Origin of the sequence: Streptococcus suis (genome assembly GCF_002964575.1) — a bacterium.
In the GTDB taxonomy this organism is placed as follows: Bacteria; Bacillota; Bacilli; order Lactobacillales; family Streptococcaceae; genus Streptococcus; species Streptococcus suis_R.
This window is the reverse complement of the sequence record NZ_POQQ01000060.1, coordinates 1-20,497: the sequence shown is the minus strand read 5'-3', so window position 1 is coordinate 20,497 and position 20,497 is coordinate 1. Positions and strand designations below refer to the sequence as shown.

The 20,497-nt window shown below is 38.8% G+C and carries 22 protein-coding genes and 1 pseudogene; 16 read left to right on the top strand and 7 right to left on the bottom strand.

All coding sequences use genetic code 11. The features are described from left to right. Nucleotides 1–38: 38 nt before the first annotated feature. From C1E58_RS08710 to C1E58_RS08695, 4 genes are all read right to left on the bottom strand, one after another. The gene (locus C1E58_RS08710) at nt 39–1,100 is read right to left on the bottom strand and encodes a DUF4097 family beta strand repeat-containing protein (RefSeq protein ID WP_105210073.1); all 1,062 of its coding nucleotides are present in this window, start codon (nt 1,098–1,100) and stop codon (nt 39–41) included. Next, entirely contained in the window at nt 1,097–1,852 is a 756-nt protein-coding gene (locus C1E58_RS08705) for a DUF1700 domain-containing protein (RefSeq protein WP_105210072.1), read from the bottom strand. The genes C1E58_RS08710 and C1E58_RS08705 overlap by 4 nt, the downstream gene beginning before the upstream one ends. After that, entirely contained in the window at nt 1,839–2,165 is a 327-nt protein-coding gene (locus tag C1E58_RS08700) for a PadR family transcriptional regulator (RefSeq protein ID WP_105108268.1), read from the bottom strand. The genes C1E58_RS08705 and C1E58_RS08700 overlap by 14 nt, the downstream gene beginning before the upstream one ends. A 178-nt stretch (nt 2,166–2,343) precedes the next feature. After that, complete coding sequence (locus C1E58_RS08695) at nt 2,344–3,144, bottom strand: formate/nitrite transporter family protein (RefSeq protein ID WP_105210071.1); 801 nt, start codon at nt 3,142–3,144, stop codon at nt 2,344–2,346. 275 nt (nt 3,145–3,419) lie between these two features. On the opposite strand from C1E58_RS08695, the gene C1E58_RS08690 reads away from it, so the two are divergent. Further along, nucleotides 3,420–4,952, top strand: coding sequence for a helicase HerA-like domain-containing protein (locus tag C1E58_RS08690; RefSeq protein ID WP_105210070.1), 1,533 nt, complete (start codon nt 3,420–3,422; stop codon nt 4,950–4,952). Between the two features lie 112 nt (nt 4,953–5,064). Next, nucleotides 5,065–5,670 (top strand): NUDIX hydrolase, encoded by a 606-nt coding sequence (locus C1E58_RS08685; RefSeq protein ID WP_105210069.1) that lies wholly within the window; start codon nt 5,065–5,067, stop codon nt 5,668–5,670. Nucleotides 5,671–5,987: 317 nt separating this feature from the next. On the opposite strand, the pseudogene C1E58_RS08680 reads toward C1E58_RS08685, so the two are convergent. Continuing rightward, a pseudogene (locus tag C1E58_RS08680) lies at nt 5,988–6,755 on the bottom strand (tyrosine-type recombinase/integrase); the annotation flags it as partial. Nucleotides 6,756–7,233: 478 nt separating this feature from the next. Between C1E58_RS08680 and pezA the strand changes: the two are divergent. From pezA to C1E58_RS08605, 14 genes are all read left to right on the top strand, one after another. Beyond that, complete coding sequence (gene pezA, locus C1E58_RS08675) at nt 7,234–7,710, top strand: type II toxin-antitoxin system antitoxin PezA (RefSeq protein WP_105124277.1); 477 nt, start codon at nt 7,234–7,236, stop codon at nt 7,708–7,710. Then, a complete protein-coding gene (pezT, locus tag C1E58_RS08670; protein WP_105124278.1) occupies nt 7,710–8,486 on the top strand; it encodes a type II toxin-antitoxin system toxin PezT in 777 nt (258 codons plus the stop codon). The genes pezA and pezT overlap by 1 nt, the downstream gene beginning before the upstream one ends. Nucleotides 8,487–8,611: 125 nt before the next feature. Further along, the gene (locus C1E58_RS08665) at nt 8,612–8,887 is read left to right on the top strand and encodes a hypothetical protein (protein WP_238142261.1); all 276 of its coding nucleotides are present in this window, start codon (nt 8,612–8,614) and stop codon (nt 8,885–8,887) included. Between the two features lie 163 nt (nt 8,888–9,050). Continuing rightward, nucleotides 9,051–9,818 carry a DeoR/GlpR family DNA-binding transcription regulator gene (locus tag C1E58_RS08660; RefSeq protein WP_105210068.1) on the top strand — a complete coding sequence of 256 codons (768 nt, stop codon included), beginning with the start codon at nt 9,051–9,053 and terminating at the stop codon, nt 9,816–9,818. Nucleotides 9,819–10,023: 205 nt separating this feature from the next. Continuing rightward, nucleotides 10,024–10,446, top strand: a complete 423-nt coding sequence (gene lacA, locus C1E58_RS08650; protein ID WP_002941127.1) for a galactose-6-phosphate isomerase subunit LacA — start codon at nt 10,024–10,026, stop codon at nt 10,444–10,446. A 26-nt stretch (nt 10,447–10,472) separates the two neighbouring features. After that, the gene (gene lacB, locus C1E58_RS08645; protein WP_002941130.1) at nt 10,473–10,988 is read left to right on the top strand and encodes a galactose-6-phosphate isomerase subunit LacB; all 516 of its coding nucleotides are present in this window, start codon (nt 10,473–10,475) and stop codon (nt 10,986–10,988) included. Between the two features lie 9 nt (nt 10,989–10,997). Next, nucleotides 10,998–11,930 (top strand): tagatose-6-phosphate kinase, encoded by a 933-nt coding sequence (locus C1E58_RS08640; protein ID WP_105210067.1) that lies wholly within the window; start codon nt 10,998–11,000, stop codon nt 11,928–11,930. Between the two features lies 1 nt (nt 11,931). Continuing rightward, nucleotides 11,932–12,909, top strand: coding sequence for a tagatose-bisphosphate aldolase (lacD, locus tag C1E58_RS08635; protein ID WP_105210066.1), 978 nt, complete (start codon nt 11,932–11,934; stop codon nt 12,907–12,909). A 188-nt stretch (nt 12,910–13,097) separates the two neighbouring features. Continuing rightward, a complete protein-coding gene (locus C1E58_RS08630) occupies nt 13,098–13,931 on the top strand; it encodes a PRD domain-containing protein (protein ID WP_105210065.1) in 834 nt (277 codons plus the stop codon). A gap of 130 nt (nt 13,932–14,061) precedes the next feature. Next, on the top strand, nt 14,062–14,379 hold the full coding sequence (locus tag C1E58_RS08625; RefSeq protein ID WP_003048451.1) for a PTS lactose/cellobiose transporter subunit IIA: 318 nt from the start codon (nt 14,062–14,064) through the stop codon (nt 14,377–14,379). Further along, entirely contained in the window at nt 14,379–16,058 is a 1,680-nt protein-coding gene (locus tag C1E58_RS08620; protein WP_044760675.1) for a lactose-specific PTS transporter subunit EIIC, read from the top strand. The genes C1E58_RS08625 and C1E58_RS08620 overlap by 1 nt, the downstream gene beginning before the upstream one ends. 234 nt (nt 16,059–16,292) lie before the next feature. After that, nucleotides 16,293–17,699 (top strand): 6-phospho-beta-galactosidase, encoded by a 1,407-nt coding sequence (lacG, locus tag C1E58_RS08615; RefSeq protein ID WP_105124282.1) that lies wholly within the window; start codon nt 16,293–16,295, stop codon nt 17,697–17,699. 66 nt (nt 17,700–17,765) lie between these two features. After that, nucleotides 17,766–18,659 carry an aldose 1-epimerase family protein gene (locus tag C1E58_RS08610; RefSeq protein WP_105124283.1) on the top strand — a complete coding sequence of 298 codons (894 nt, stop codon included), beginning with the start codon at nt 17,766–17,768 and terminating at the stop codon, nt 18,657–18,659. Between the two features lie 51 nt (nt 18,660–18,710). After that, a complete protein-coding gene (locus C1E58_RS08605; protein WP_105124284.1) occupies nt 18,711–19,550 on the top strand; it encodes a metallophosphoesterase in 840 nt (279 codons plus the stop codon). Nucleotides 19,551–19,958: 408 nt separating this feature from the next. Here the strand turns inward: C1E58_RS08605 and cadX are convergent, their stop codons facing one another. Together cadX and C1E58_RS08590 are read right to left on the bottom strand one after the other, a co-directional pair. Next, on the bottom strand, nt 19,959–20,297 hold the full coding sequence (gene cadX / locus C1E58_RS08595) for a Cd(II)/Zn(II)-sensing metalloregulatory transcriptional regulator CadX (protein WP_000711078.1): 339 nt from the start codon (nt 20,295–20,297) through the stop codon (nt 19,959–19,961). 11 nt (nt 20,298–20,308) lie between these two features. After that, a partial coding sequence (locus C1E58_RS08590) for a cadmium resistance transporter (protein ID WP_193441744.1) occupies nt 20,309–20,497 on the bottom strand: 189 nt, incomplete at its 5' end.

Genomic DNA, 20,497 nt, shown 5'->3' with positions numbered 1-20,497 from the left:
ACCAACTGCTCCATGTGAACAGTTGGTTTTACTATCTTCTATTCTAAGAAGCCAAAGTTAATAGTCGCATTGATTGCCTCGATGGTCAGGCTGTTCTTACTATTTTTGTTCTCTAAGGTCAGACTTTGTTTATGGTCTTCTTTTTTTATAGGAAGCTTTTCATAGACTCCGCTGGTGTAAATACCCATGGTTTCAAATCTCTTCTCGAGATGGGTCAGGTCCCCCATCATTTCTTCCAGCTCTCTCTCATTTTCTGCGTAGTAGCCCTGCTCTTGAGCCAATGCCATTAGGTCTAACTGTGTGCTGATAGTGAGATTGATGTCTTGTAGGCTTTGCTCGGTCAAGTCAAGTCTTGTGTGATTGTAGGAATTGGTCTTGGTAGGGGTGAAGACATTGTTTCCTTTTAGAGTGATTTGCGAAGCGGACAAGTCGTAGTAATTCTCAATGTTCACATTTTCCAGACTGGTTTTAGAAAGGCGAAGACTGGAATCATTGATGGAAATGTCAAGATTTTTCAGACTAGAATTGGTGATATGAAAGAAGTGGGTATTCAGCGTACCGCTGTCGATATGGCTATTGGTCAGATCGATATTACCTTCCAGATTGATTTCTTTGATATGAACATTCTCTATGGTGAAGTTACTGCCGTAATAGAAATCGATAGTATGACCTTCCAATTTATTCAAGGTCTTTCCTTTTGGAATTTCAATGGTAACCAGGCTAACATCTACTTTTCCCTGAGCTAAAAGTTCCCCGAAAAACTGCATAATTCCTTCGATTTTAAACTCTCGTCGTTGAGCAGAAAGGGTTAATGCGCCATCCTTTTCAGAAAGGGTGAGCGGAGACTGCATATTGTTGTCAGAATTAGCATAGGTCACATGGTAGTTGTTATCGCTAGACTCTTTGATAGAGACGCTATGGGGGATAAAGTCAATATTGATGCTATTCAGGTCGGTGTAAGTCTTGTGAATTTCTTTTGGAATAGCTACCTCTTCCAAACGAGTGATGCCCCCAGTAAAAAATCCAATTCCAGCTAGAATTAAGCCTGTAATCAGGCTGACAAAGCCGATAATAATGGCCATGGTTAGTTTCTTTTTCATGCTCGTTTACCTCGTTTCAAGATCCATTTGAAGCAAGCCTTGACCAAGCGCCAAGACCAGTAGGCAAAAAATCCAGTCAAGATGTAGATAAGAATGGCGCCACCAATCAGTGACAATCCTGAGCCAAAGCCCATGAGGAAGATGTTAAATCCTTCAGACATCAGGCTAAAGGCTTCCCAAATCAGATAGCCACCGCTGGTGAGAAGTCCGACACCCAAAACAAAGGCACCGACAATGAGGGCTAGGATAAGGACCACCAATCCCAATAGGCTAGCTAGGAGAATGAGCAAGAGTGGAATGGCGATAGGCAGGGAAATGACTGCAAGGATAGCTAACCAGAGTGTTCGTTTGGTCTGGCTAAAATTACGGAAGTAGCGACCGAGGAAAAATGCACCAAGAATGAGGGTCGCAAAGAGGGGGATGAAGCCGATAAATTCGCCCATAATAAAGAGTAGGAAGAAGGAGAAGAATCCCATCATACTCAAGGCTCCTAGGCCAGCCCAGTGTTTCCAAGTGAGCTGGAGCGGTTCCTTGCTTTCCTTATCCTCTTGAATTTGCTTATTGAGGATGTTGTTAATGAGTTCGCTGGCAGCTTCCTTTGGAGATCCTAGTTCTTCGATAATCTCAGCTTCATGCTCTGGGCCAGCCTCGTCGAAGTATTCATTGAAGAAGTTGATGGCTTCGAAGTATTCCTTGTGGGGCAGTTTCTTCAAGTGTTTTTCTAACTGCTCCATGTACTCAGTTCTTGTCATGGCGGACGCTCCCTTCTATAATACCATTGATGGTTGTTGTATAGGTATCCCAATCATCTTTGAGCCGAACCAGTTCTTCATGGCCCAGCTGGGTCAGGCTGTAATACTTGCGCATCCGACCTTGGTATTCTTGGGAGTAGGTGGTCAAAAAGTCATTCTGCTCTAGCTTTTTCAAGATAGGATAGAGGGCTGACTCCTTGATGTTGGCAATCAGTTTGATGGTCTGACAGATTTCGTAGCCGTAAGAATCATCGGATTCTAAAATAGCCATGATGAGAAATTCCGTCAGCACTGCGGGGACTGGAAAATGCATAGGACACTCCTTTCCTTGATGGTTGTGTACGTAGGTTCAGATTTGGCATATTTGTATATTTGTTATATATCAAATCTTAGTATATATAAAATATACACCTAAATACATATTTTGTCAACAATATTTGTGCAAAAAAAGTAAAAAAATACGGTTGGAAGTCCAACCGTAAATCGTTATATTAGTCAACGTAAAGTTTTGATTTATCGCTCAACCAGCTATAGAGAAGACCGATTAAGAGACCACCGCCAACATAGTTTCCTAAACCTGAGAAGAGGAAGTTGCTCAAGACGCTCAATAGATTCATTCCTTCAACTGGCCCACCATTTGCAAAGAAGGCAAGGGAGAAGGTTGAGAAGTTAGCGATAACGTGCTCAAAGCCTAAGAAGGCGAAGATGAAGATGATAAAGATCAATGAAATAACACGTCCAGCATCGTCTTTCATACGCATAGTAACAAATACTGCAATATTTACAACGATGTTAGCGAAGATACCTTCTACAAATTGGGTCAATGGTGTCTTAGCTAATTTAGCAACGGTTGCTTCTAACAAGTAGCTGTGTGGGTCAATATGCTGATATGGCAATGTTAGTGACAAGAGGAAGCAGACTATAACCGCACCGACAAAGTTGAAGAAAATACATGTTGCTAAGATTTTCAAGGCAGTCTTTGTAGGGATGACCTTGCGGTGAACGGCAGATGTCATATACATCATGTTTGATGTACCAAGCTCAGCATTCATATACAAAATCATGACCAAGCACCAACCGAACATCAAAGCGTAACTGAATTTTCCTAAGCCTTCAACAATATGATTGAGCTTATCAGCTGTATAAACTGAGATAGCCAAACCGATTGCCAAATAGACACTCGCCATGGTGGCACGGATGGCGTAGGCAAAGTAGTTGCTTTCGATCAAGTCAGCTTTTTTCTTGATACTTTTGTCGATATTATAAATCAGCGAGTCTTGTTGTGCTGCCATAATAATCCCCTTTATATAATCATATTTGATAATGTTCTCACAATAAAAGAGTATAACAGAAAACAACTAAAAATGTAAGTGTTTTTCGGTAAAAAACTCAAGTAACCGTTATCAATTTATCATAAGCCAACATCTGTTCAAAAATCATAAAAATTGTCCATTAGATTTTCATTTTTATAGTTTCTTTCACAGGAGAAAATAAGTTGTCTGCTCTGCTATTTTCCTAAAAATTATGCTACAATAAAGCTAGAAAAAATCGGAAAAGAGGCAAGTATATGTCAGATGTTATTGCTTTTGGCTATGGAAGTAGTCGAGCGGAGATGCAGCTCAAGCGACTCAATCGTCATGGAATCATCGCAGGTGCGACAGGTACAGGGAAGACGGTGACCTTGAAGGTTTTGGCGGAGCAGTTGAGTGATGCGGGCATTCCTGTCTTCCTATCAGATATCAAGGGGGACTTGAATAGCTTGGTTGCGGCCAATACCAAGGAGATTGACCCTAGTCGTCTGGAGAAGACTCACTATCCTGATTATAGCCCAGTTGGCTATCCTGTGGAGTTGTGGGATGTCTTGGGTGAAAATGGTACACCTGTCCGCATGACCATTTCAGAGCTGGGACCTGTCTTATTGACACGCTTACTGGGCTTGAATGATACTCAGGAGTCCATCTTGAATATCGTTTTCAGTGTGGCAGATGAGCGTGGGCTTCTTCTGATTGACCTGATGGACCTGCGGGCCATGCTCAATTTTGTGGTTGAAAATGCAGCAGAGCTGAGCCAATATTATGGAAATATTCCAGCTCGTTCGGTTGGCGCCATCTTGCGTAGCCTGGTTGTTTTGGAGCAACAAGGTGGTAAGATTTTCTTCGGTGAGCCAAGCCTTGACATTGCTGACTTGATGCGTACGGCAGAAGATGGTCGTGGGGTTATTAACGTCCTCCAAGCTACTGAGTTGTTCAATCAACCAACTCTTTATTCGACAGTCCTGCTCAGCCTTTTGTCAGAACTCTATGAAGTGCTGCCTGAGGTGGGGGATTTGGACAAGCCTAAGATGGTCTTCTTCTTTGACGAGGCCCATGTTCTCTTCAAGGACGCTCCAAAAGTTCTTCTTGAAAAGATTGAATTGATTGTTCGTTTGATTCGTTCAAAAGGTGTAGGTGTCTTCTTTGTCACCCAGAATCCGACGGATATTCCTGATAGCGTGGCAGCTCAGTTGGGAAATCGCATCCAACACGGTCTTCGCGCCTTTACACCAAAAGAGCTCAAAACAGTTGCGACTGTCGCCGAAACCTTCCGTCAAGAAGGTGGGGAGGATTTGGCTAAGGTCATTCAGGAGTTGCAGGTGGGGGAAGCGGTTGTGTCTACCCTTCAAGCAGACGGCACACCAAGCTTTGCGGATCGGGTTTTGATTTACCCACCGAAGAGTATGCTTGGAACAGTGGAGCCGAGTGCCCTCTTGTCTGTCATCAATAATTCTCCTTTGATGGAAAAATATGCTGACGCGGTCAACCGTGAATCTGCCCATGAGCAGATTTTAGCCATGACAGAGGCTAAAGAAGCTGAACTCATCAAAAAAGCAGAGCAGGCCGAGGCGGAAAAGCGGGCAGAAAAAGAAGCTAAAGAAGCTGCAAAAATGGAAGAAAAAGCTCAGAAAGAAGCGGCAAAAGCAGCTCAAAGAGCCAGTCAGCCAGCCAGTCGCAAAACAGATTCCATGATGGACCGCTTTACCAAGAACCTGATGAGCCAGGTCGGACGGGAAGTTGGGCGCGTGGTAACTCGTGGCATTATGGGGATGTTAAAAGGAAAATAAAGGACTAAACTGGGAAGGAAACTTCTCAGTTTTTTTATCGAAACAAAGTTCTTGCCAGATGTTAAAAAAATCGTTAAAATGGATACAAATCACTAACTAGTAAGGAGTTGTTATGACTGATCAATTACAGGCATTATTGAAAGATTATCAGCCCCAGCCCTTGGGTCAAAAACGATCTTATGCAGTCTTCCTGCCTTTAGTATGGTCAGACAATCAGTGGCAGGTCCTATATGAGATTCGGAGTGAGTTTATTTCCCAGCCAGGAGAGGTATCTTTTCCAGGTGGCAGGATTGAGGCTGGCGAGACAGCAGAAGAAGCCGCCATTCGAGAGGTAATAGAGGAGCTAGGTATTCAAGCTGAACAAGTTGAGCTATTGGGAGAAATTGATTATTTGGTCTTTGCCCAGTCAACCATTCGTTGCTTTGTCGGTCGACTAGACCTGGACTGGCAGACCCTTCAACCAAATGATGAAGTGGCTCGATTCTTTACAGTTCCACTGGAAACCTTGCTGAAAACGGCCCCTGTCTATTATCAACTGGATTCACAGATTGTCCCAGATTGTGACTTTCCCTTTGAACGCTTGAGAGGTGGGGTTGACTATCCTTTCAGTCATCACAAACGCTCCGTCCCCTTTTATGAAAATCTACCAGAAAATATCTGGGGAATGACCGCCCAGTTTACCCATCGATTTGTGGAGATAGTGAACGGAAGTCGATGAGCTTGACTTTGTCATCTATTTGTTTTTGAATGAAAAAGTGTAGAGAAAAATGTATAGATTGTATGGCTTTATTCAGATGGTTTGATAAAAATTTGACTATTTCATTAGAACAACTGTTTTTCTTTCAAAACCAGTCACACCAAGCAAAAAGCACCTGAAATCATTGGTTTCAAGTGCTTTTTCAATTTAATTATTTCACCTCAGTGAAGGTTAAATATTATCTTATCCCAGTTGTTGAAAATCCTTTTATAATAAGGATTTTCGAAAAATTGTGACGATCATTTTTGTAAAAGGTAGTGACAAGGGTAGTGATGTAATTAAGCTGTCAGTTCTTTCATTTTTTGAGTAAAGATGTTCACAGCGTTTTGAATTTTTTTAGGAGCTAGTTCAGCGTAAGTATCCATTGTTGTAGATATTGATTTGTGCCCTAAACGTGTCTGTAATTCCTTCCAATTTGCTCCTGCATTCAACATCAATGAAGCATGTGTATGCCGAAAGAGATGAAATCCATACTTAGGTAAGTTGATTGATTCTAATCTTTTTTCTAAAGTTGTACGCTCGTTCCTATCACACATATAATTCCCGTAGATGGTTGGAAAAATTAACGAACTTTCTGGTAGCCCTTTCTTGGTGAAATATGCGTTCATTTCCAGATGAAATTCTCGGAGCTCCTCAAGAACCTGTCTAGGGACGGAGACATTCCGATTGCTAGCATCAGTTTTCGGTGTTTGCTTACAGACAACCTCACCTTTAATCCCTAATTTTTTATTCCTAGCCTTCCACATTAATGTTTTATTGACTTGAATCTCATTTGTATCAAACAGTAAATCATCAATATCAAGAGCAAGTAGTTCATTAATTCGTAAGGCAGATGCTAGTAATGTGTTACAAATCGTTTTAAAACGGCGATTAGCACGTGTATTTTGAAGACTATTAAGGAATTGTAACCATTTTGCTAAATCTTCATCATGCAATACCATCACACGTTTTTTATGAGCTTTAGGTTTTGGAGGAATTTTAACTACTTTAGCAGGATTAGTCGTCAAGATTTCCAATGTAATCCCGTAGTCGAATATATCACTCAATTATTTTATTGATACTAAGATGGATGGTTGAGGTAATCCATCTTTGAATACAAATTGGATATGTATGAAGTCCATTAATAGTTGAAAAATGGTCTAAATTTATAAAGTCCATGTTTGCCCAATAAATGGAAAATATAGAACTCCATTTTTATTATTATGAAACTGAAAATTCATGCTCGATTGCCCGAATGGCGGGCAACAGCGGGGCGCTTTGCTATTCCCCGCTGGCCTATGTTCGATATTTTTGAGCTGTAAGATAAACAATTGACTTCGATTCAAGATAGATTTTTGTTACTTTTTGCCAAAAAGTAATGTTTTTGTAGTTTTGACAGACCTGTGGTCCATCAAAACTACAAACGCTCTCCGAGGGGTCTTGCAGACGGCTAATCAAAAAATAAGAAAACAAAGAACGCACCAAAAATGGTGCGTCAGTCGTTTTTGTGTTATAATGAAAGCAAATATGAGGAGGTCTTTATCTATGATCGGAGACAATATAAAATCAATACGCCAGACACACGATTTAACACAACCAGAATTTGCTAAAATGGTCGGGATTTCACGCAATAGCCTGAGTCGTTATGAAAATGGGACCAGTACGGTTTCAATAGAGCTTATCGACCGTATTTGTCAGAAATTTAATGTCTCTTATATCGATATTGTAGGGGAGGACAAGATGTTAACACCTGTTGAAGATTACCAATTGACTTTAAAAGTAGAAGTGATAAAAGAACGTGGAGCAGCCATTTTATCGCAGCTCTATCGATATCAAGATAGTCAGGATATTGCTTTTGATGATGAAACAAATCCTTGGATTCTCATGAGCGATGATTTGGCTGAATTGATCAATACGAAAATTTACCTTGTCGATACTTTCGATGAAATCGAGCGTTATAATGGCTATTTAGATGGTATTGAGCGGATGTTAGACATGGTGTATCATCGGGTGGTGGCTTAATGAGGTTGGAAGAATTTAGTGAGGCTGCATTTCAGAAGGCCTTGCAGCGAACCATTCGGGCTTTAACCCGGGGAAAGATGCTTCCAGATCAACCGAAAGCTATCTTACTTGGTGGACAAAGCGGAGCAGGTAAGACGACTATTCATCGTATCAAGCAAAAGGAATTTCAAGGTAATATCATTATCATCGATGGTGACAGCTACCGTTCTCAGCATCCCAATTACTTAGCCCTGCAAGAAAAGTATGGCAAGGACAGCGTGGACTATACCAAGGGATTTGCAGGAAAAATGGTAGAGCATCTGGTTGATGAACTTAGCACACAAGGTTATCATTTGCTGATTGAAGGGACTTTGCGTACCACTCAAGTTCCTCGTCAGACTGCTCAATTATTAGCTTCGAAAGGATACCAAGTCTCTTTAGCTGTCATTGGTACTAAACCAGAGCTTTCTTATCTCAGCACCTTGATTCGTTACGAAGAACTTTATGCCATCGATCCCAATCAGGCCAGAGCAACACCAAAAGAACACCATGATGGGATTGTAGAGCATTTGGTTGGTAACTTAAAGGAGCTTGAAAGCGATAAACTCTTTGACCAGATTCAGATTTATCAAAGAGATAGGACTTGTATCTATGATTCTGAAACTGATGAAGGTTCCGCAGCAGAAGTTCTTCAAAACTGCCTTTTCGGGGAGTGGAGTAAAGTTGAGGAAGAGATGATGAAGGTTGGACAGGAACGGTTGAGGGAGATGAGTAAAAGTAATGGAAACGATGTATAGTTATATGCAGTATCTAATTCAAGAGGAATTCCTATCATCGTTTAAAACAGGAGAAGAAAATTCAAATTAGACAACAACAGCTTCAAAAATAGGTTTGAAGGTTTTGATTATCTAGTTGAAATGAAATGGGAAAAAATCCAGTAAATTCTTTGAAAATTGCCTCTTTAAAACAAAAAGTTGATACAAAACTAACTTCAACTCGAGGACAGTTTCTTTCAATAAACGGTTTTAGAGATGAGGTAATTCAAGACTTTGCAAATAGAGATAAAATTTTATTTATGGATGGCCAAGAGTTGTCTTATATTCTAGAAAATAGAATTACTTTATACGAAGCTTTAAAAGTCAAGATAGTTGGCGCTTCTAAAACGGGTAATCCCTATGTATCAATTGTTAATCAATAGTAACCTTTATCAAAGAAGGGCTTGGCTCTATCTTAATGATGTAAAAAATTTCTGAACTGAGATTTGGATAAGAAGCTTCAATTCACCTAGTATAAATGTTCAAAATTCCAACATCTTCTTGTTTATTTTTGATATAATGTAATAAAACAACAAAGGATTAAACATGAATAAACGAGAACGACTAGAAGAAATTACACGATTGGTAAACAAAAAAGGTACAGTTCGAATCTCTGAGATTGTTGAATTGCTAAATGTTACTGATATGACTGTTCGACGTGATTTTATTGAATTGGAAGAGCAAGGTGTCTTAACAAAAATTCACGGCGGTGCTAGAAGTAATAAGGCTTTTCAATATCGGGAATATTCCCATTCTGAGAAACACATTCAGAACAAGGAAGCCAAGCAAGAGATAGCGGAAAGGGCTGCACAACTGATAGAAGATGGAGACACGGTATTTTTAGGTCCAGGAACAACAGTGGCCTTTCTGGCTGAGGCCATTAAAAATCCTCGCCTAACAGTCATCACAAACTGTATGCCTGTTTTTACCATCCTATCTCAAAAAAAGACCGAGGAGTTTCAAGTCTTTCTCTTGGGTGGGGAATATCGCCAAGTGACAGAATCTTTTGTAGGAGAAATTACCAATACAAGTTTAGAAAAAATGCGATTCAGCAAGATTTTCTTTTCAGGTAACGGACTTAAGGGAACTGATGTCATGACCTCTACCCTAGCCGAAGCCTATACGCAAAATATTGCCATTAAACATTCTTTAGAAAAATATCTACTGCTAGATGCCTCGAAAATTGGAAAAGATGATTTTACTTCTTTTTGTGATTTGAATGATGTAACTGCTCTAGTGACAGATATGAATGCAAAGGATGAAAATTACCAATTATTAAGTAACTACATTGAAATTATTACTACAAAATCATAAAGTTATCAAAACCAACAGCGGAATGTTGGTTTTTTGTTTGTATACGAAAAAAATAAACAAAAATAAAACAAAATATGTTGACTTTATGTTTTTTTGGTTGTATAATTTAAACATAAAAAGCGAAAACGCTTTTTCTAAGTTTTGCAAAACAAAGATTTTCTGCCAAATATGGCTACAACTTTCTATTTTTGTTAGGAGATAAGTTATGACAATCATTATCGGTGCTGATCCAGCGGGCTCAAAACTAAAAGACGTTATTAAAGATTATTTGCTAGAAAAATCATATGACTTTAAAGATGTCAGTGATGGAAGTGATTTTGTTGATACAACTTTGGCAGTAGTTGCAGAAGTTAATCAAGAGGAAGGAAATCTTGGCATTGTGATTGATGCTTATGGTGTTGGTCCATTTATGACCGCAACTAAAGTCAAAGGCATGATCGCTGCAGAAGTTTCAGACGAACGTTCTGCCTATATGACAAGAGGACATAACAATTCGCGTATTATTACAATCGGTAGTGAGATTGTAGGAGAGGGAATTGCTAAAAATATCGTTAAAGGATTTGTTGAAGGTGAGTATGATGGCGGCCGTCACCAAATTCGTGTCGATATGCTAAATAAAATGTGCTAATTGTTGTAAACAAAGGAGAATAAGAGATGAAAATTGCAATCGGTTGTGACCACATTGTAACCTATGAAAAAATCGCTGTGGTAGATTATTTGAAAAATCAAGGATATGAAGTATTGGACTTTGGGACTTATGACAATGTTCGTACTCATTACCCAATCTTTGGTAAAAAAGTTGGTGAAGCTGTTGCAAGCGGACAAGCAGATTTGGGAATTTGTATTTGTGGAACAGGTGTTGGAATCAACAATGCTGTAAACAAGGTACCTGGTGTTCGCTCAGCCCTGGTTCGTGATATGACCTCCGCACTCTATGCAAAAGAAGAGTTAAATGCCAACGTCATTGGTTTTGGAGGAAAGATTACAGGTGAGTTGCTCATGTGCGACATCATTGAAGCCTTCATTAAAGCAGAATACAAACCAACTGAAGCAAACAAACGTTTGATTGAAAAGATTGCTGCAGTTGAAACGCTCAATCAAGAGCAGGCTAATCCAGAGTTCTTTACGGAATTTCTTGAAAAGTGGGATCGTGGAGAATACCACGACTAGGAGGCTCACATGATTTTGACAATCACTTTAAATCCGTCCGTTGATATTGCCTATCAACTGGATACCTTTCATTTGGATACTGTCAATCGAGTAGAAAAAGTTCAAAAAACAGCTGGAGGCAAGGGGCTCAATGTCACACGAGTTTTGAAACAAATCGGTGAAGATGTTGTAGCAACAGGCTTTATTGGCGGTGAGATTGGAAGTTATGTAAAGAAACAACTCACTCGAAAGGATATTAAAAATTCCTTTGTGGAAATTGGGAGCGAAACACGTAACTGTATTGCGGTTCTTCATGATGGCAAACAGACGGAGATTTTAGAACAAGGACCAACTATTCAAGAACATGAAGCCTTGAATTTTATAGAACATCTTGAAATCATCCTGAATAATGTAGATGTAGTTGTCATTTCAGGAAGTTTGCCTAAGGGACTTGCTAGCAATTATTATGTTGAGATTGTAGAACTTTGTAAAAAATTCGGTGTAGCTGTTGTTTTGGATTGTTCTGGTGAGGCGCTGAAAAACGTTTTAGAAAGCCAGCAGAAGCCGACTGTGATTAAGCCGAATACAGAGGAGTTATCACAACTGATTGGTAAAGAAGTTACTGATGATATTCGAGAGTTGAAATCAGTGTTGTCTGGTCAACTTTTTCAAGGAATTGAGTGGATAGTCGTCTCATTAGGGGCACAGGGGGCTTTTGCCAAGCACAATGACAAGTTCTATCGTGTCAGAATTCCAAAAATCAAAGTCGTCAATCCAGTAGGATCAGGAGATTCAACTGTTGCAGGTATTGCAGCAGGTTTGGTACATGCTTTACCTGAAGCAGAATTATTAAAAAATGCTAATGTTTTAGGCATGTTAAATGCCCAGGAAGAACAGACGGGTTACGTCAATTTAGAAAATGCAGAATCGTTGTATTCTCAAATCGAAGTCGAAGAGGTATAATATGGTAGCAACAGCAGATAAAAGAAAATACATGGAAAAAGTAAGCAATGAAGCAGGTATTATTTCAGCTTTAGCATTTGACCAACGTGGAGCCCTGAAAAAAATGATGGCAAAACATCAGACAGAAGAACCTACTGTGGAGCAGATGGAAGAACTAAAGAAACTAGTTTCAGAGGAATTAACACAGTTTTCTTCCTCAATTCTGTTAGATCCTGAATTTGGTTTGCCAGCATCACGCGCCCGTGACGAACAGTGCGGTTTGCTCCTAGCTTATGAAAAAACTGGCTATGATACCAGCTCTACTAGTCGCTTACCAGATTGCCTAGTGGAGTGGTCTGTAAAACGACTAAAAGAAGAAGGGGCAGATGCTATCAAGTTCTTACTCTATTATGATGTTGATGGAGACCGATATGTCAACCTTCAAAAACATGCCTATATTGAACGATTGGGTTCAGAATGTCAGGCTGAAGGTTTACCATTCTTCTTGGAAATTTTGAGCTATGATGAAACGATTGAAGACAATGCCAGTGTGGAATTTGCAAAAGTCAAACCTCGAAAAGTAAATGAAGCCATGAAAGTCTTTTCGGATGAACGTTTTGGAGTAGATGTTCTCAAGGTAGAAGTACCTGTAAACATGAATTTTGTAGAAGGCTTTGGAACAGGGGAAGTCGTCTATACAAAAGAAGAAGCAGCCGAATATTTCCGTCAACAAGAAGCATCAACTCATTTGCCCTACATTTATCTAAGTGCAGGTGTTTCTGCTAAGCTTTTCCAAGATACACTAGTGTTTGCACATGAAGCAGGTGCTAAATTTAACGGTGTTCTCTGTGGTCGTGCGACGTGGGCGGGTGTTGTGCCAGTCTATATTGAACAAGGTGAAGAAGCAGCACGTGAATGGTTACGAACTGTTGGTCGTGAAAATATCGAGGGACTTGATGCAGTCTTGTCTCAAACAGCAACTTCTTGGCTAGAAAAATAATTGAAAAAATAACCATTTTCTTAAAAGAAAGGGTTTACATTTTCTGAGAATATGCTATAATAATCTCATCAGCAAGAATAGAGTGGATTGTAACTAATTCGATTAGGCAAGACTACAAATGGATTTGAGAGTAGGATATTCTCGGTTTGTTTGTAGTCTTTTTTTGCTTAAAAATATAGGAGGGATATATGTTTAGGATTATACAGTCACTAAATAATAACGCTGCCCTGGTGAAGAATGAACATGGGGAACAGGCAGTCGTGATGGGATTAGGTATAACCTTTCAAAAGAAAAAAGGGGATTTAATTGTTAAGGACAAGATAGAAAATATTTTTTCACTAAAAAATGATGAGGCCAAAGAAAATTTTCTAACCTTATTAAAAGATATTCCATTAGATTTTATTTCGGCAACCTACACGGTTATTAATCATCTGGTAGAAACTTATCATTACCCTGTACAAGAATATCTATATGTGACACTGACAGATCATATCTATTGTGCATATCAGGCGGTTTTAAAGAATACCTATCAAGAAAGTAGACTACCCAATATTTCAGCCGAATATCCATTGGAATATAAAATGGCGCGTGAAGCCTTAGCTATGTTTCGTGAAAAGTTGCTAAATGATTTTCCAAATGATGAGATTGGTAGAATTGCACTTCACTTAATCAATGCAAAAGGTGAAACCATTCATCCCACAAGTGAAGAACATGACATCAGTAAGAAAATTATTGCTGAGGTTGAACAAATTTTGATAGAGAATGGGATTAAACGCACAAAAGAAAATAGCAATTTTTATGATCGCTTTATGATTCATTTGTCCTATTTTCTGAATTACTTAGATAGATCCCATCAGTCAAATGAATCGATTGCTAGTTTGGAACAGTACATCAAGCTCCAGAATCCAAGAGCCCATCAGGTTGGAAGTCAGATTTTTGAGATGATTACATCATTGGTTGATGAGCCAGTAAATGATAGTGAAAGGTTCTATATTGTGTTACATATTCAACGGTTATTGTAAATCATACTCTTCGTAAATCCAATTCAGACGTTGTTGCCTCAACTTGATGAACTTTAGTTCTATCTACGTTTTCGTCGCCTAGTCTGAATGGTATTTCCATTGAGTACATAAAAAATAGGAGGTTCATATTATGAACAGAGAAGAAATTACGTTATTAGGTTTTGAGATTGTGGCATTCGCTGGTGATGCCCGTTCTCGTTTGATGGAGGCACTGGCTGCTGCTCAAAAAGGCGACTATGCAAAAGCAGAAGAACTAGTTGAAGCTGCCAATGCTTGTATTGTTGAAGCCCACCATGCTCAGACAAGTTTGTTGCAGAAAGAAGCAGCTGGTGAGGATTTAGCCTTTAGTGTGACGCTCATGCATGGCCAAGACCATCTCATGACGACATTATTATTGAAAGATATGATGAGTCATATGATTGAACTTTACAAACGAGGTGATAAATAATGAATAAATTGATTGAATTCATTGAGAAAGGGAAGCCTTTCTTTGAAAAGATTTCGAGAAACCCTTATTTAAGGGCTATCCGTGATGGTTTTATCGCTGCCATGCCGGTTATCTTGTTCTCAAGTATCTTTCTAATGGTAGCATTTGTACCTAATATCTTTGGTTTTACTTGGTCAGATGAAGCAGTTGCAGCTATCATGAAACCTTACGGTTATACAATGGGTATTGTAGCTGTCTTAGTTGCAGGAACGACCGCAAAATCTTTGACAGATGCGTTTAACCGTCAATTGCCAAAAACCAATCAAATCAACTTCATTTCAACAATGATTGCCTCAATTTCAGGTTTCTTATTACTGGCTTCTGATGGTATTGAAGGTGGATTTGCCAATGGTTACATGGGAACTAAGGGACTTTTGACAGCTTTTCTGGCAGCCTTCATTACGGTTAATATCTATAAGGTCTGTGTGAAAAACAATGTCACCATTCGTATGCCAGACGAAGTTCCACCGAACGTATCCCAGGCATTTAAAGATGTAATTCCATATGCATTGTCTATCTTTGTCTTGTATGGAATTGATCTTGTGACACGTCAATTCCTTGGAACAAACGTGGCTGAGGCGATCCTGAAATTATTTGAGCCTCTATTTACAGCCGCAGATGGTTATGTTGGTATTACCATTATCTTTGGTGCCTATGCTTTGTTCTGGTTTGTAGGGATTCATGGTCCATCTATTGTGGAACCAGCAATTGCAGCCATTACTTATGCCAATATTGAAACCAACTTCCAGCTTCTACAGGCGGGTCAACATGCGGACAAAATCCTGACTTCAGGTACTCAAATGTTTATCGTAACAATGGGTGGTACAGGTGCTACCTTGGTTGTGCCATTCATGTTTATGTGGTTGACTAAGTCTAAACGAAATAAAGCAATTGGACGTGCTTCAGTTGTTCCAACTTTCTTTGGTGTAAATGAACCGATCTTGTTCGGTGCACCACTTGTACTCAACCCAGTATTCTTTGTTCCATTCATCTTAGCTCCAATTGCTAACGTATGGATTTTCAAATTCTTTGTTGATACGTTAAAAATGAATAGTTTCAGCGTCAACTTAGCATGGACAACTCCAGGACCATTGGGGATTGTAATGGGAACAAACTTTGCTCCACTAGCCTTTGCACTAGCTATCTTATTGGTAGTTGTCGATGTACTTATCTATTATCCATTCTTGAAAGTTTACGATGAGCAAATTCTTGCTGAAGAACAATCAGGGAAAGTTGAAAATAGCTTGAAAGAGAAAGTGGCAGCTAATTTCAATACTGCCAAAGCGGATGCTATTCTTGAAAAAGCTGCAGTCGACACCGAAATTTCTGAACAAACAAATGTTTTGGTACTTTGTGCAGGGGGTGGTACAAGTGGATTACTTGCCAACGCTCTAACGAAAGCTGCAAAAGAATATGGTGTTCCAGTTACAGCTACAGCAGGAAGTTATGGGGCACACCGTGAGATTTTGCCAGAGTATCAATTAGTCATCCTTGCACCTCAAGTAGCATCAAACTACGATGACATTAAACAAGAAACTGATGCATTGGGTATTAAACTTGCCAAAACTGAAGGGGCTCAATACATTAAACTCACACGAGATGGTCAAGGTGCTCTTGACTTTGTCAAACAACAGTTCTAGAACCTGTATTCACAGTTCAGCACTTCCATCTAAGGCTAGTTTTTCAGCTATTCATCGTTAGTTTTTTTCAAAATACAGTCAGTATTCCCTCAAAAAATCGCCTTGATTAGCGAAAAACTATCTCTTATATACAAGCACTTCACTTGTGAATACAGGTTCTTAATCAAAAGGGGAGGGAGTTATCATCTCCAACTCCTCCCCCTTTATTTATTTTTGATAGAAGAAGGTAGGCATATGGTTAAAACATTACCGAAAGATTTTATATTTGGTGGAGCAACTGCTGCATATCAGGCAGAGGGTGCTACACAGACGGATGGAAAAGGTCGTGTTGCATGGGACAAGTATCTAGAAGATAATTACTGGTACACTGCGGAACCAGCTTCTGATTTTTATAATCGTTATCCAGTTGATTTAGAGCTAAGTGAACAGTTTGGGGTAAATGGCATTCGGATTTCGATTGCTTGGTCTCGTATCTTCCCAACAGGCTTTGGAGAAGTGAATCCAAAGGGAGTAGAGTATTACCATAAATTATTTGCGGAATGCCATAAGCGTCACGTAGAACCATTTGTAACGCTTCACCATTTCGATACACCAGAAACGCTACATTCTAATGGGGACTTTCTAAATCGAGATAACATTGAACACTTCGTCAATTATGCAGCGTTTTGCTTCAAAGAATTCCCTGAAGTTAATTACTGGACTACCTTTAATGAAATCGGTCCAATTGGTGACGGACAGTATCTTGTAGGTAAGTTCCCGCCAGGTATTCAGTATGACTTAGCTAAGGTATTCCAATCTCACCACAATATGATGGTTTCACATGCCAAGGCAGTTAAGCTTTACAAGGATGCTGGATATAGCGGAGAAATTGGTGTTGTACACGCATTGCCAACGAAATATCCTTATGATCCAACCAATCCTGACGATATTCGTGCAGCGGAACTAGAAGATATTATTCATAATAAATTTATCCTCGATGCTACATACTTGGGTTACTATTCTGAAAAAACGCTTGAAGGCGTTCGACATATTCTGAAAGTAAATGGTGGGGAATTAGACCTTCGTGATGAAGACTTTGCTGCCTTAGATGCCGCAAAAGATCTGAACGACTTCTTGGGCATCAATTACTATATGAGTGATTGGATGAGGGCTCATGACGGTGAGACTGAAATTATCCATAATGGTAAAGGGGAAAAGGGAAGTTCTAAGTATCAAATCAAGGGAGTTGGTCGTAGAGAATCTCCAGTCGATATTCCAAAAACGGACTGGGATTGGATTATTTACCCACAAGGTCTTTATGATCAAATCATGCGTGTGAAAAATGACTATCCAAACTATAAGAAAATCTACATCACTGAAAATGGCCTAGGCTATAAAGATGAATTTGTAGATGGTACAGTCTATGATGACGGTCGAATCGACTACGTGAAAAAGCATTTAGAAGTGATTTCAGATGCTATCTCAGATGGTGCCAATGTTAAAGGTTATTTCATCTGGTCCTTGATGGATGTATTTTCTTGGTCAAATGGATACGAGAAACGATATGGTTTGTTTTATGTTGACTTTGATACCCAAGAACGTTATCCAAAGAAAAGTGCTTATTGGTATAAAAAAGTAGCAGAAACACAGGTTATTGAATAAAAAAGTAATACAAGGATGCTTAGCTCAAGTTAGCATCCTTGTTTTCATATAAGGGAGGCAGTTTTTATGCTCGAATTAAAAAATGAGAACTTAACAGTACAATTTTCTGAATTAGGTGGACAAATTATTTCTATTAAAGACAAGGATGGTATCGAATATCTTTGGCAAGGTGATCCGACCTATTGGAGCGGTCAAGCACCAGTTCTATTTCCGATTTGTGGAAGTTTACGAAATGATTGGGCTATCTATGAACCTGCAGAAAGACCGACATTTACAGGCACAATTCCGAGGCATGGACTTGTGCGAAAAATGATGTTCAAAAATGTAAATAGTACTGAAAACTCTTTAGAATTTTCTATTTCATCAAACGAAGAAACCGTAAAAAATTACCCTTTTGAATTTGAACTTTCGATTAACTACTCACTACTTGGCAATACAATTCGAACTGAATATCGGGTGAAAAACCTTGAGGGACATAGAAAGCTACCTTACTTTATTGGTGGTCACCCAGGTTTTAATTGTCCCTTGTTGGATGGTGAGAGTTATGAAGACTATTATTTAGAATTTGAAAAAGTAGAATCTTGTACAGTACCTAGAAGTTTTCCAGAAACTGGCTTACTTGATCTGCAAGATCGCCGGCCATTCTTGGAAAATCAGAAGACCTTGGACTTGTCCTATCAACTGTTTGAGCATGATGCCATAACATTGGATCAGTTAGCATCACGAAAGGTAACCTTGAAATCAAAAAATCATCAGAAGAAACTTTCGATTGCATTTGATGATTTTCCATATTTAGTGATTTGGTCAACTACAAATCAGAGTCCCTTTATCGCATTAGAACCATGGAGCGGACTCTCTACATCATTGGAAGAATCTGACATATTCAATGCCAAACGAAATATTAGTTACGTTGCTCCAAAAGAGGTTGATACAAAATATTTTGATATTATTATTGAGTAACCTTTTGAAAATGTTTATTCGTTACAGAAATTTGGTAAAATAGTTCGAATAATGAAAAAACTAAAAAATATTAAGCCACGATGCTTTGTTTTTATTTGTATCCTAATTTTTCTTGCTTTAGGTTTTGACAGTCGGCTTCAAGTAACTCATTACAGGCTTGTCAGTCCCAAAATATCTCAGCCAATCAGACTTGCTCTAATCACTGATTTACACTCATCAAATTACGGTAAAAATCAGATACAAATCTTGGAAACATTAGAGAAAGAAGAGCCAGATATCATTTTATTAGGTGGAGATATTTTTGATGATGAACTTTCTGACAGAAAAACTCTAGAATTGTTAAGCGGGCTAGGAAAATTTAATCATACTTACTATGTGTCAGGTAATCATGAAATATGGAGTAATCGATATGATCAAATGCTGGAACATCTGAGACAACAGCATGTGGTCGTATTATCTGGAAATAGTAGTAGAGTTGATGTAAGGGGGCAGTCCATCACTATTTCAGGCATTGATGATCCTGAATATTTTCAAAAGTATGATACTAGTGAGAATTTGCTAGACCAACTTGAAGACATAAAAAGGAGGCAAATAAGCACTGACTTCCAAGTTTTACTAGCGCACCGACCAGAACTAATTGATACTTATCAAAAGTATGGATTTGATTTAGTGTTATCTGGTCATGCGCATGGAGGACAATGGAGAGTGCCTTATTTGGTTAATGGTGTATTTGCACCTAATCAAGGTTTTCTTCCGAAATATGCAGGTGGTTTATATGAAGTTGAAAATTCGCATTTTATTGTAAGCAGGGGTCTGGCCAAAGAATCTACACGAGTACCAAGATTCTTTAATCGCCCAGAACTTATCATTGTCGATCTTGTTAATCCGTAACTTCACTTCTTTCTAATCACTCAAAAACCCACTGACTTTTAATTAGCCAGTGGGTTTTATTACTTATCCGAATCAAAAACTTATTTCAAAAAAGGTAGTGAAAAAGGTAGTGATTCGACTGATTTGTACTGCAATGTAATGAAAGTTCATCTTTCAAAAATCGCTTAAAATCAAGGTTTCTACCGCCAATTGACGTGTAGTGAATCCCTATTTCACATCAGTAAAGATTAAGTATTGTCTATTTTAGCTGTTAGAAATGTTTATATATCAACGTTTTTGTAATGTTCCTTAGCAAAAGGTAGAGTGAATGGTAGAGTAGTTATTGCGTTAGTTCAGCAATCTTTTCAAGATAAATACCCACAGCTTCTAACATTCGTTGAGGTGCTAATTCAGCGTAAGTATCCATTGTTATCCTAGTTGATTAAAAAAATCTCTGATTTCCTCATCTTTTATAAAATAATATATAATTTTCCCCTCTCTTCTAGTATCCAAGATGTTTTGATTGGCTAGTTTACGAAGATGGTGGGAGGCAGATGCCATACTGAGATTTAGTAAACAGGCTATATCACAGACACAGAGTTCTTCAACAGCAAGGAGATAAAAGATGATATTTATCTGTTTATTATCGGTAAATTTTGACAAAATGCGAAGTGATTTTTGGACTTTTTCCTTTTCAAGGTAGTTCGTTGCAGTTGTAACATTTTGTTGATTAATAACATCCACTTGACAGATACTATCTTTTTTCATAATTTTTTCTCCTAGCCTAACACAGCCCGTAGCATGTCAAAGCTGTTGTTTTCAATCAGGATATACATCCCCAATCCTAAATAGACAACGGCAATAAACCATCTGCTATATTTTTCCAAAGTTTCTCCAACAGAAGGGACTTGTGCCAATTTTTGGGCAGAAAAAACCAAGAGATAAATCATGACTAGAAAAGTAAGTAA

What these genes read in the sequence shown, in the direction of transcription:
- C1E58_RS08710 (WP_105210073.1), bottom strand. Translation starts at nt 1,100, where the DNA reads ATGAAAAAGAAACTAACCATGGCCATTATTATCGGCTTTGTCAGCCTG.
- C1E58_RS08705 (WP_105210072.1), bottom strand. Translation starts at nt 1,852, where the DNA reads ATGACAAGAACTGAGTACATGGAGCAGTTAGAAAAACACTTGAAGAAA.
- C1E58_RS08700 (WP_105108268.1), bottom strand. Translation starts at nt 2,165, where the DNA reads ATGCATTTTCCAGTCCCCGCAGTGCTGACGGAATTTCTCATCATGGCT.
- C1E58_RS08695 (WP_105210071.1), bottom strand. Translation starts at nt 3,144, where the DNA reads ATGGCAGCACAACAAGACTCGCTGATTTATAATATCGACAAAAGTATC.
- C1E58_RS08690 (WP_105210070.1), top strand. Translation starts at nt 3,420, where the DNA reads ATGTCAGATGTTATTGCTTTTGGCTATGGAAGTAGTCGAGCGGAGATG.
- C1E58_RS08685 (WP_105210069.1), top strand. Translation starts at nt 5,065, where the DNA reads ATGACTGATCAATTACAGGCATTATTGAAAGATTATCAGCCCCAGCCC.
- pezA (WP_105124277.1), top strand. Translation starts at nt 7,234, where the DNA reads ATGATCGGAGACAATATAAAATCAATACGCCAGACACACGATTTAACA.
- pezT (WP_105124278.1), top strand. Translation starts at nt 7,710, where the DNA reads ATGAGGTTGGAAGAATTTAGTGAGGCTGCATTTCAGAAGGCCTTGCAG.
- C1E58_RS08665 (WP_238142261.1), top strand. Translation starts at nt 8,612, where the DNA reads ATGGGAAAAAATCCAGTAAATTCTTTGAAAATTGCCTCTTTAAAACAA.
- C1E58_RS08660 (WP_105210068.1), top strand. Translation starts at nt 9,051, where the DNA reads ATGAATAAACGAGAACGACTAGAAGAAATTACACGATTGGTAAACAAA.
- lacA (WP_002941127.1), top strand. Translation starts at nt 10,024, where the DNA reads ATGACAATCATTATCGGTGCTGATCCAGCGGGCTCAAAACTAAAAGAC.
- lacB (WP_002941130.1), top strand. Translation starts at nt 10,473, where the DNA reads ATGAAAATTGCAATCGGTTGTGACCACATTGTAACCTATGAAAAAATC.
- C1E58_RS08640 (WP_105210067.1), top strand. Translation starts at nt 10,998, where the DNA reads ATGATTTTGACAATCACTTTAAATCCGTCCGTTGATATTGCCTATCAA.
- lacD (WP_105210066.1), top strand. Translation starts at nt 11,932, where the DNA reads ATGGTAGCAACAGCAGATAAAAGAAAATACATGGAAAAAGTAAGCAAT.
- C1E58_RS08630 (WP_105210065.1), top strand. Translation starts at nt 13,098, where the DNA reads ATGTTTAGGATTATACAGTCACTAAATAATAACGCTGCCCTGGTGAAG.
- C1E58_RS08625 (WP_003048451.1), top strand. Translation starts at nt 14,062, where the DNA reads ATGAACAGAGAAGAAATTACGTTATTAGGTTTTGAGATTGTGGCATTC.
- C1E58_RS08620 (WP_044760675.1), top strand. Translation starts at nt 14,379, where the DNA reads ATGAATAAATTGATTGAATTCATTGAGAAAGGGAAGCCTTTCTTTGAA.
- lacG (WP_105124282.1), top strand. Translation starts at nt 16,293, where the DNA reads ATGGTTAAAACATTACCGAAAGATTTTATATTTGGTGGAGCAACTGCT.
- C1E58_RS08610 (WP_105124283.1), top strand. Translation starts at nt 17,766, where the DNA reads ATGCTCGAATTAAAAAATGAGAACTTAACAGTACAATTTTCTGAATTA.
- C1E58_RS08605 (WP_105124284.1), top strand. Translation starts at nt 18,711, where the DNA reads ATGAAAAAACTAAAAAATATTAAGCCACGATGCTTTGTTTTTATTTGT.
- cadX (WP_000711078.1), bottom strand. Translation starts at nt 20,297, where the DNA reads ATGAAAAAAGATAGTATCTGTCAAGTGGATGTTATTAATCAACAAAAT.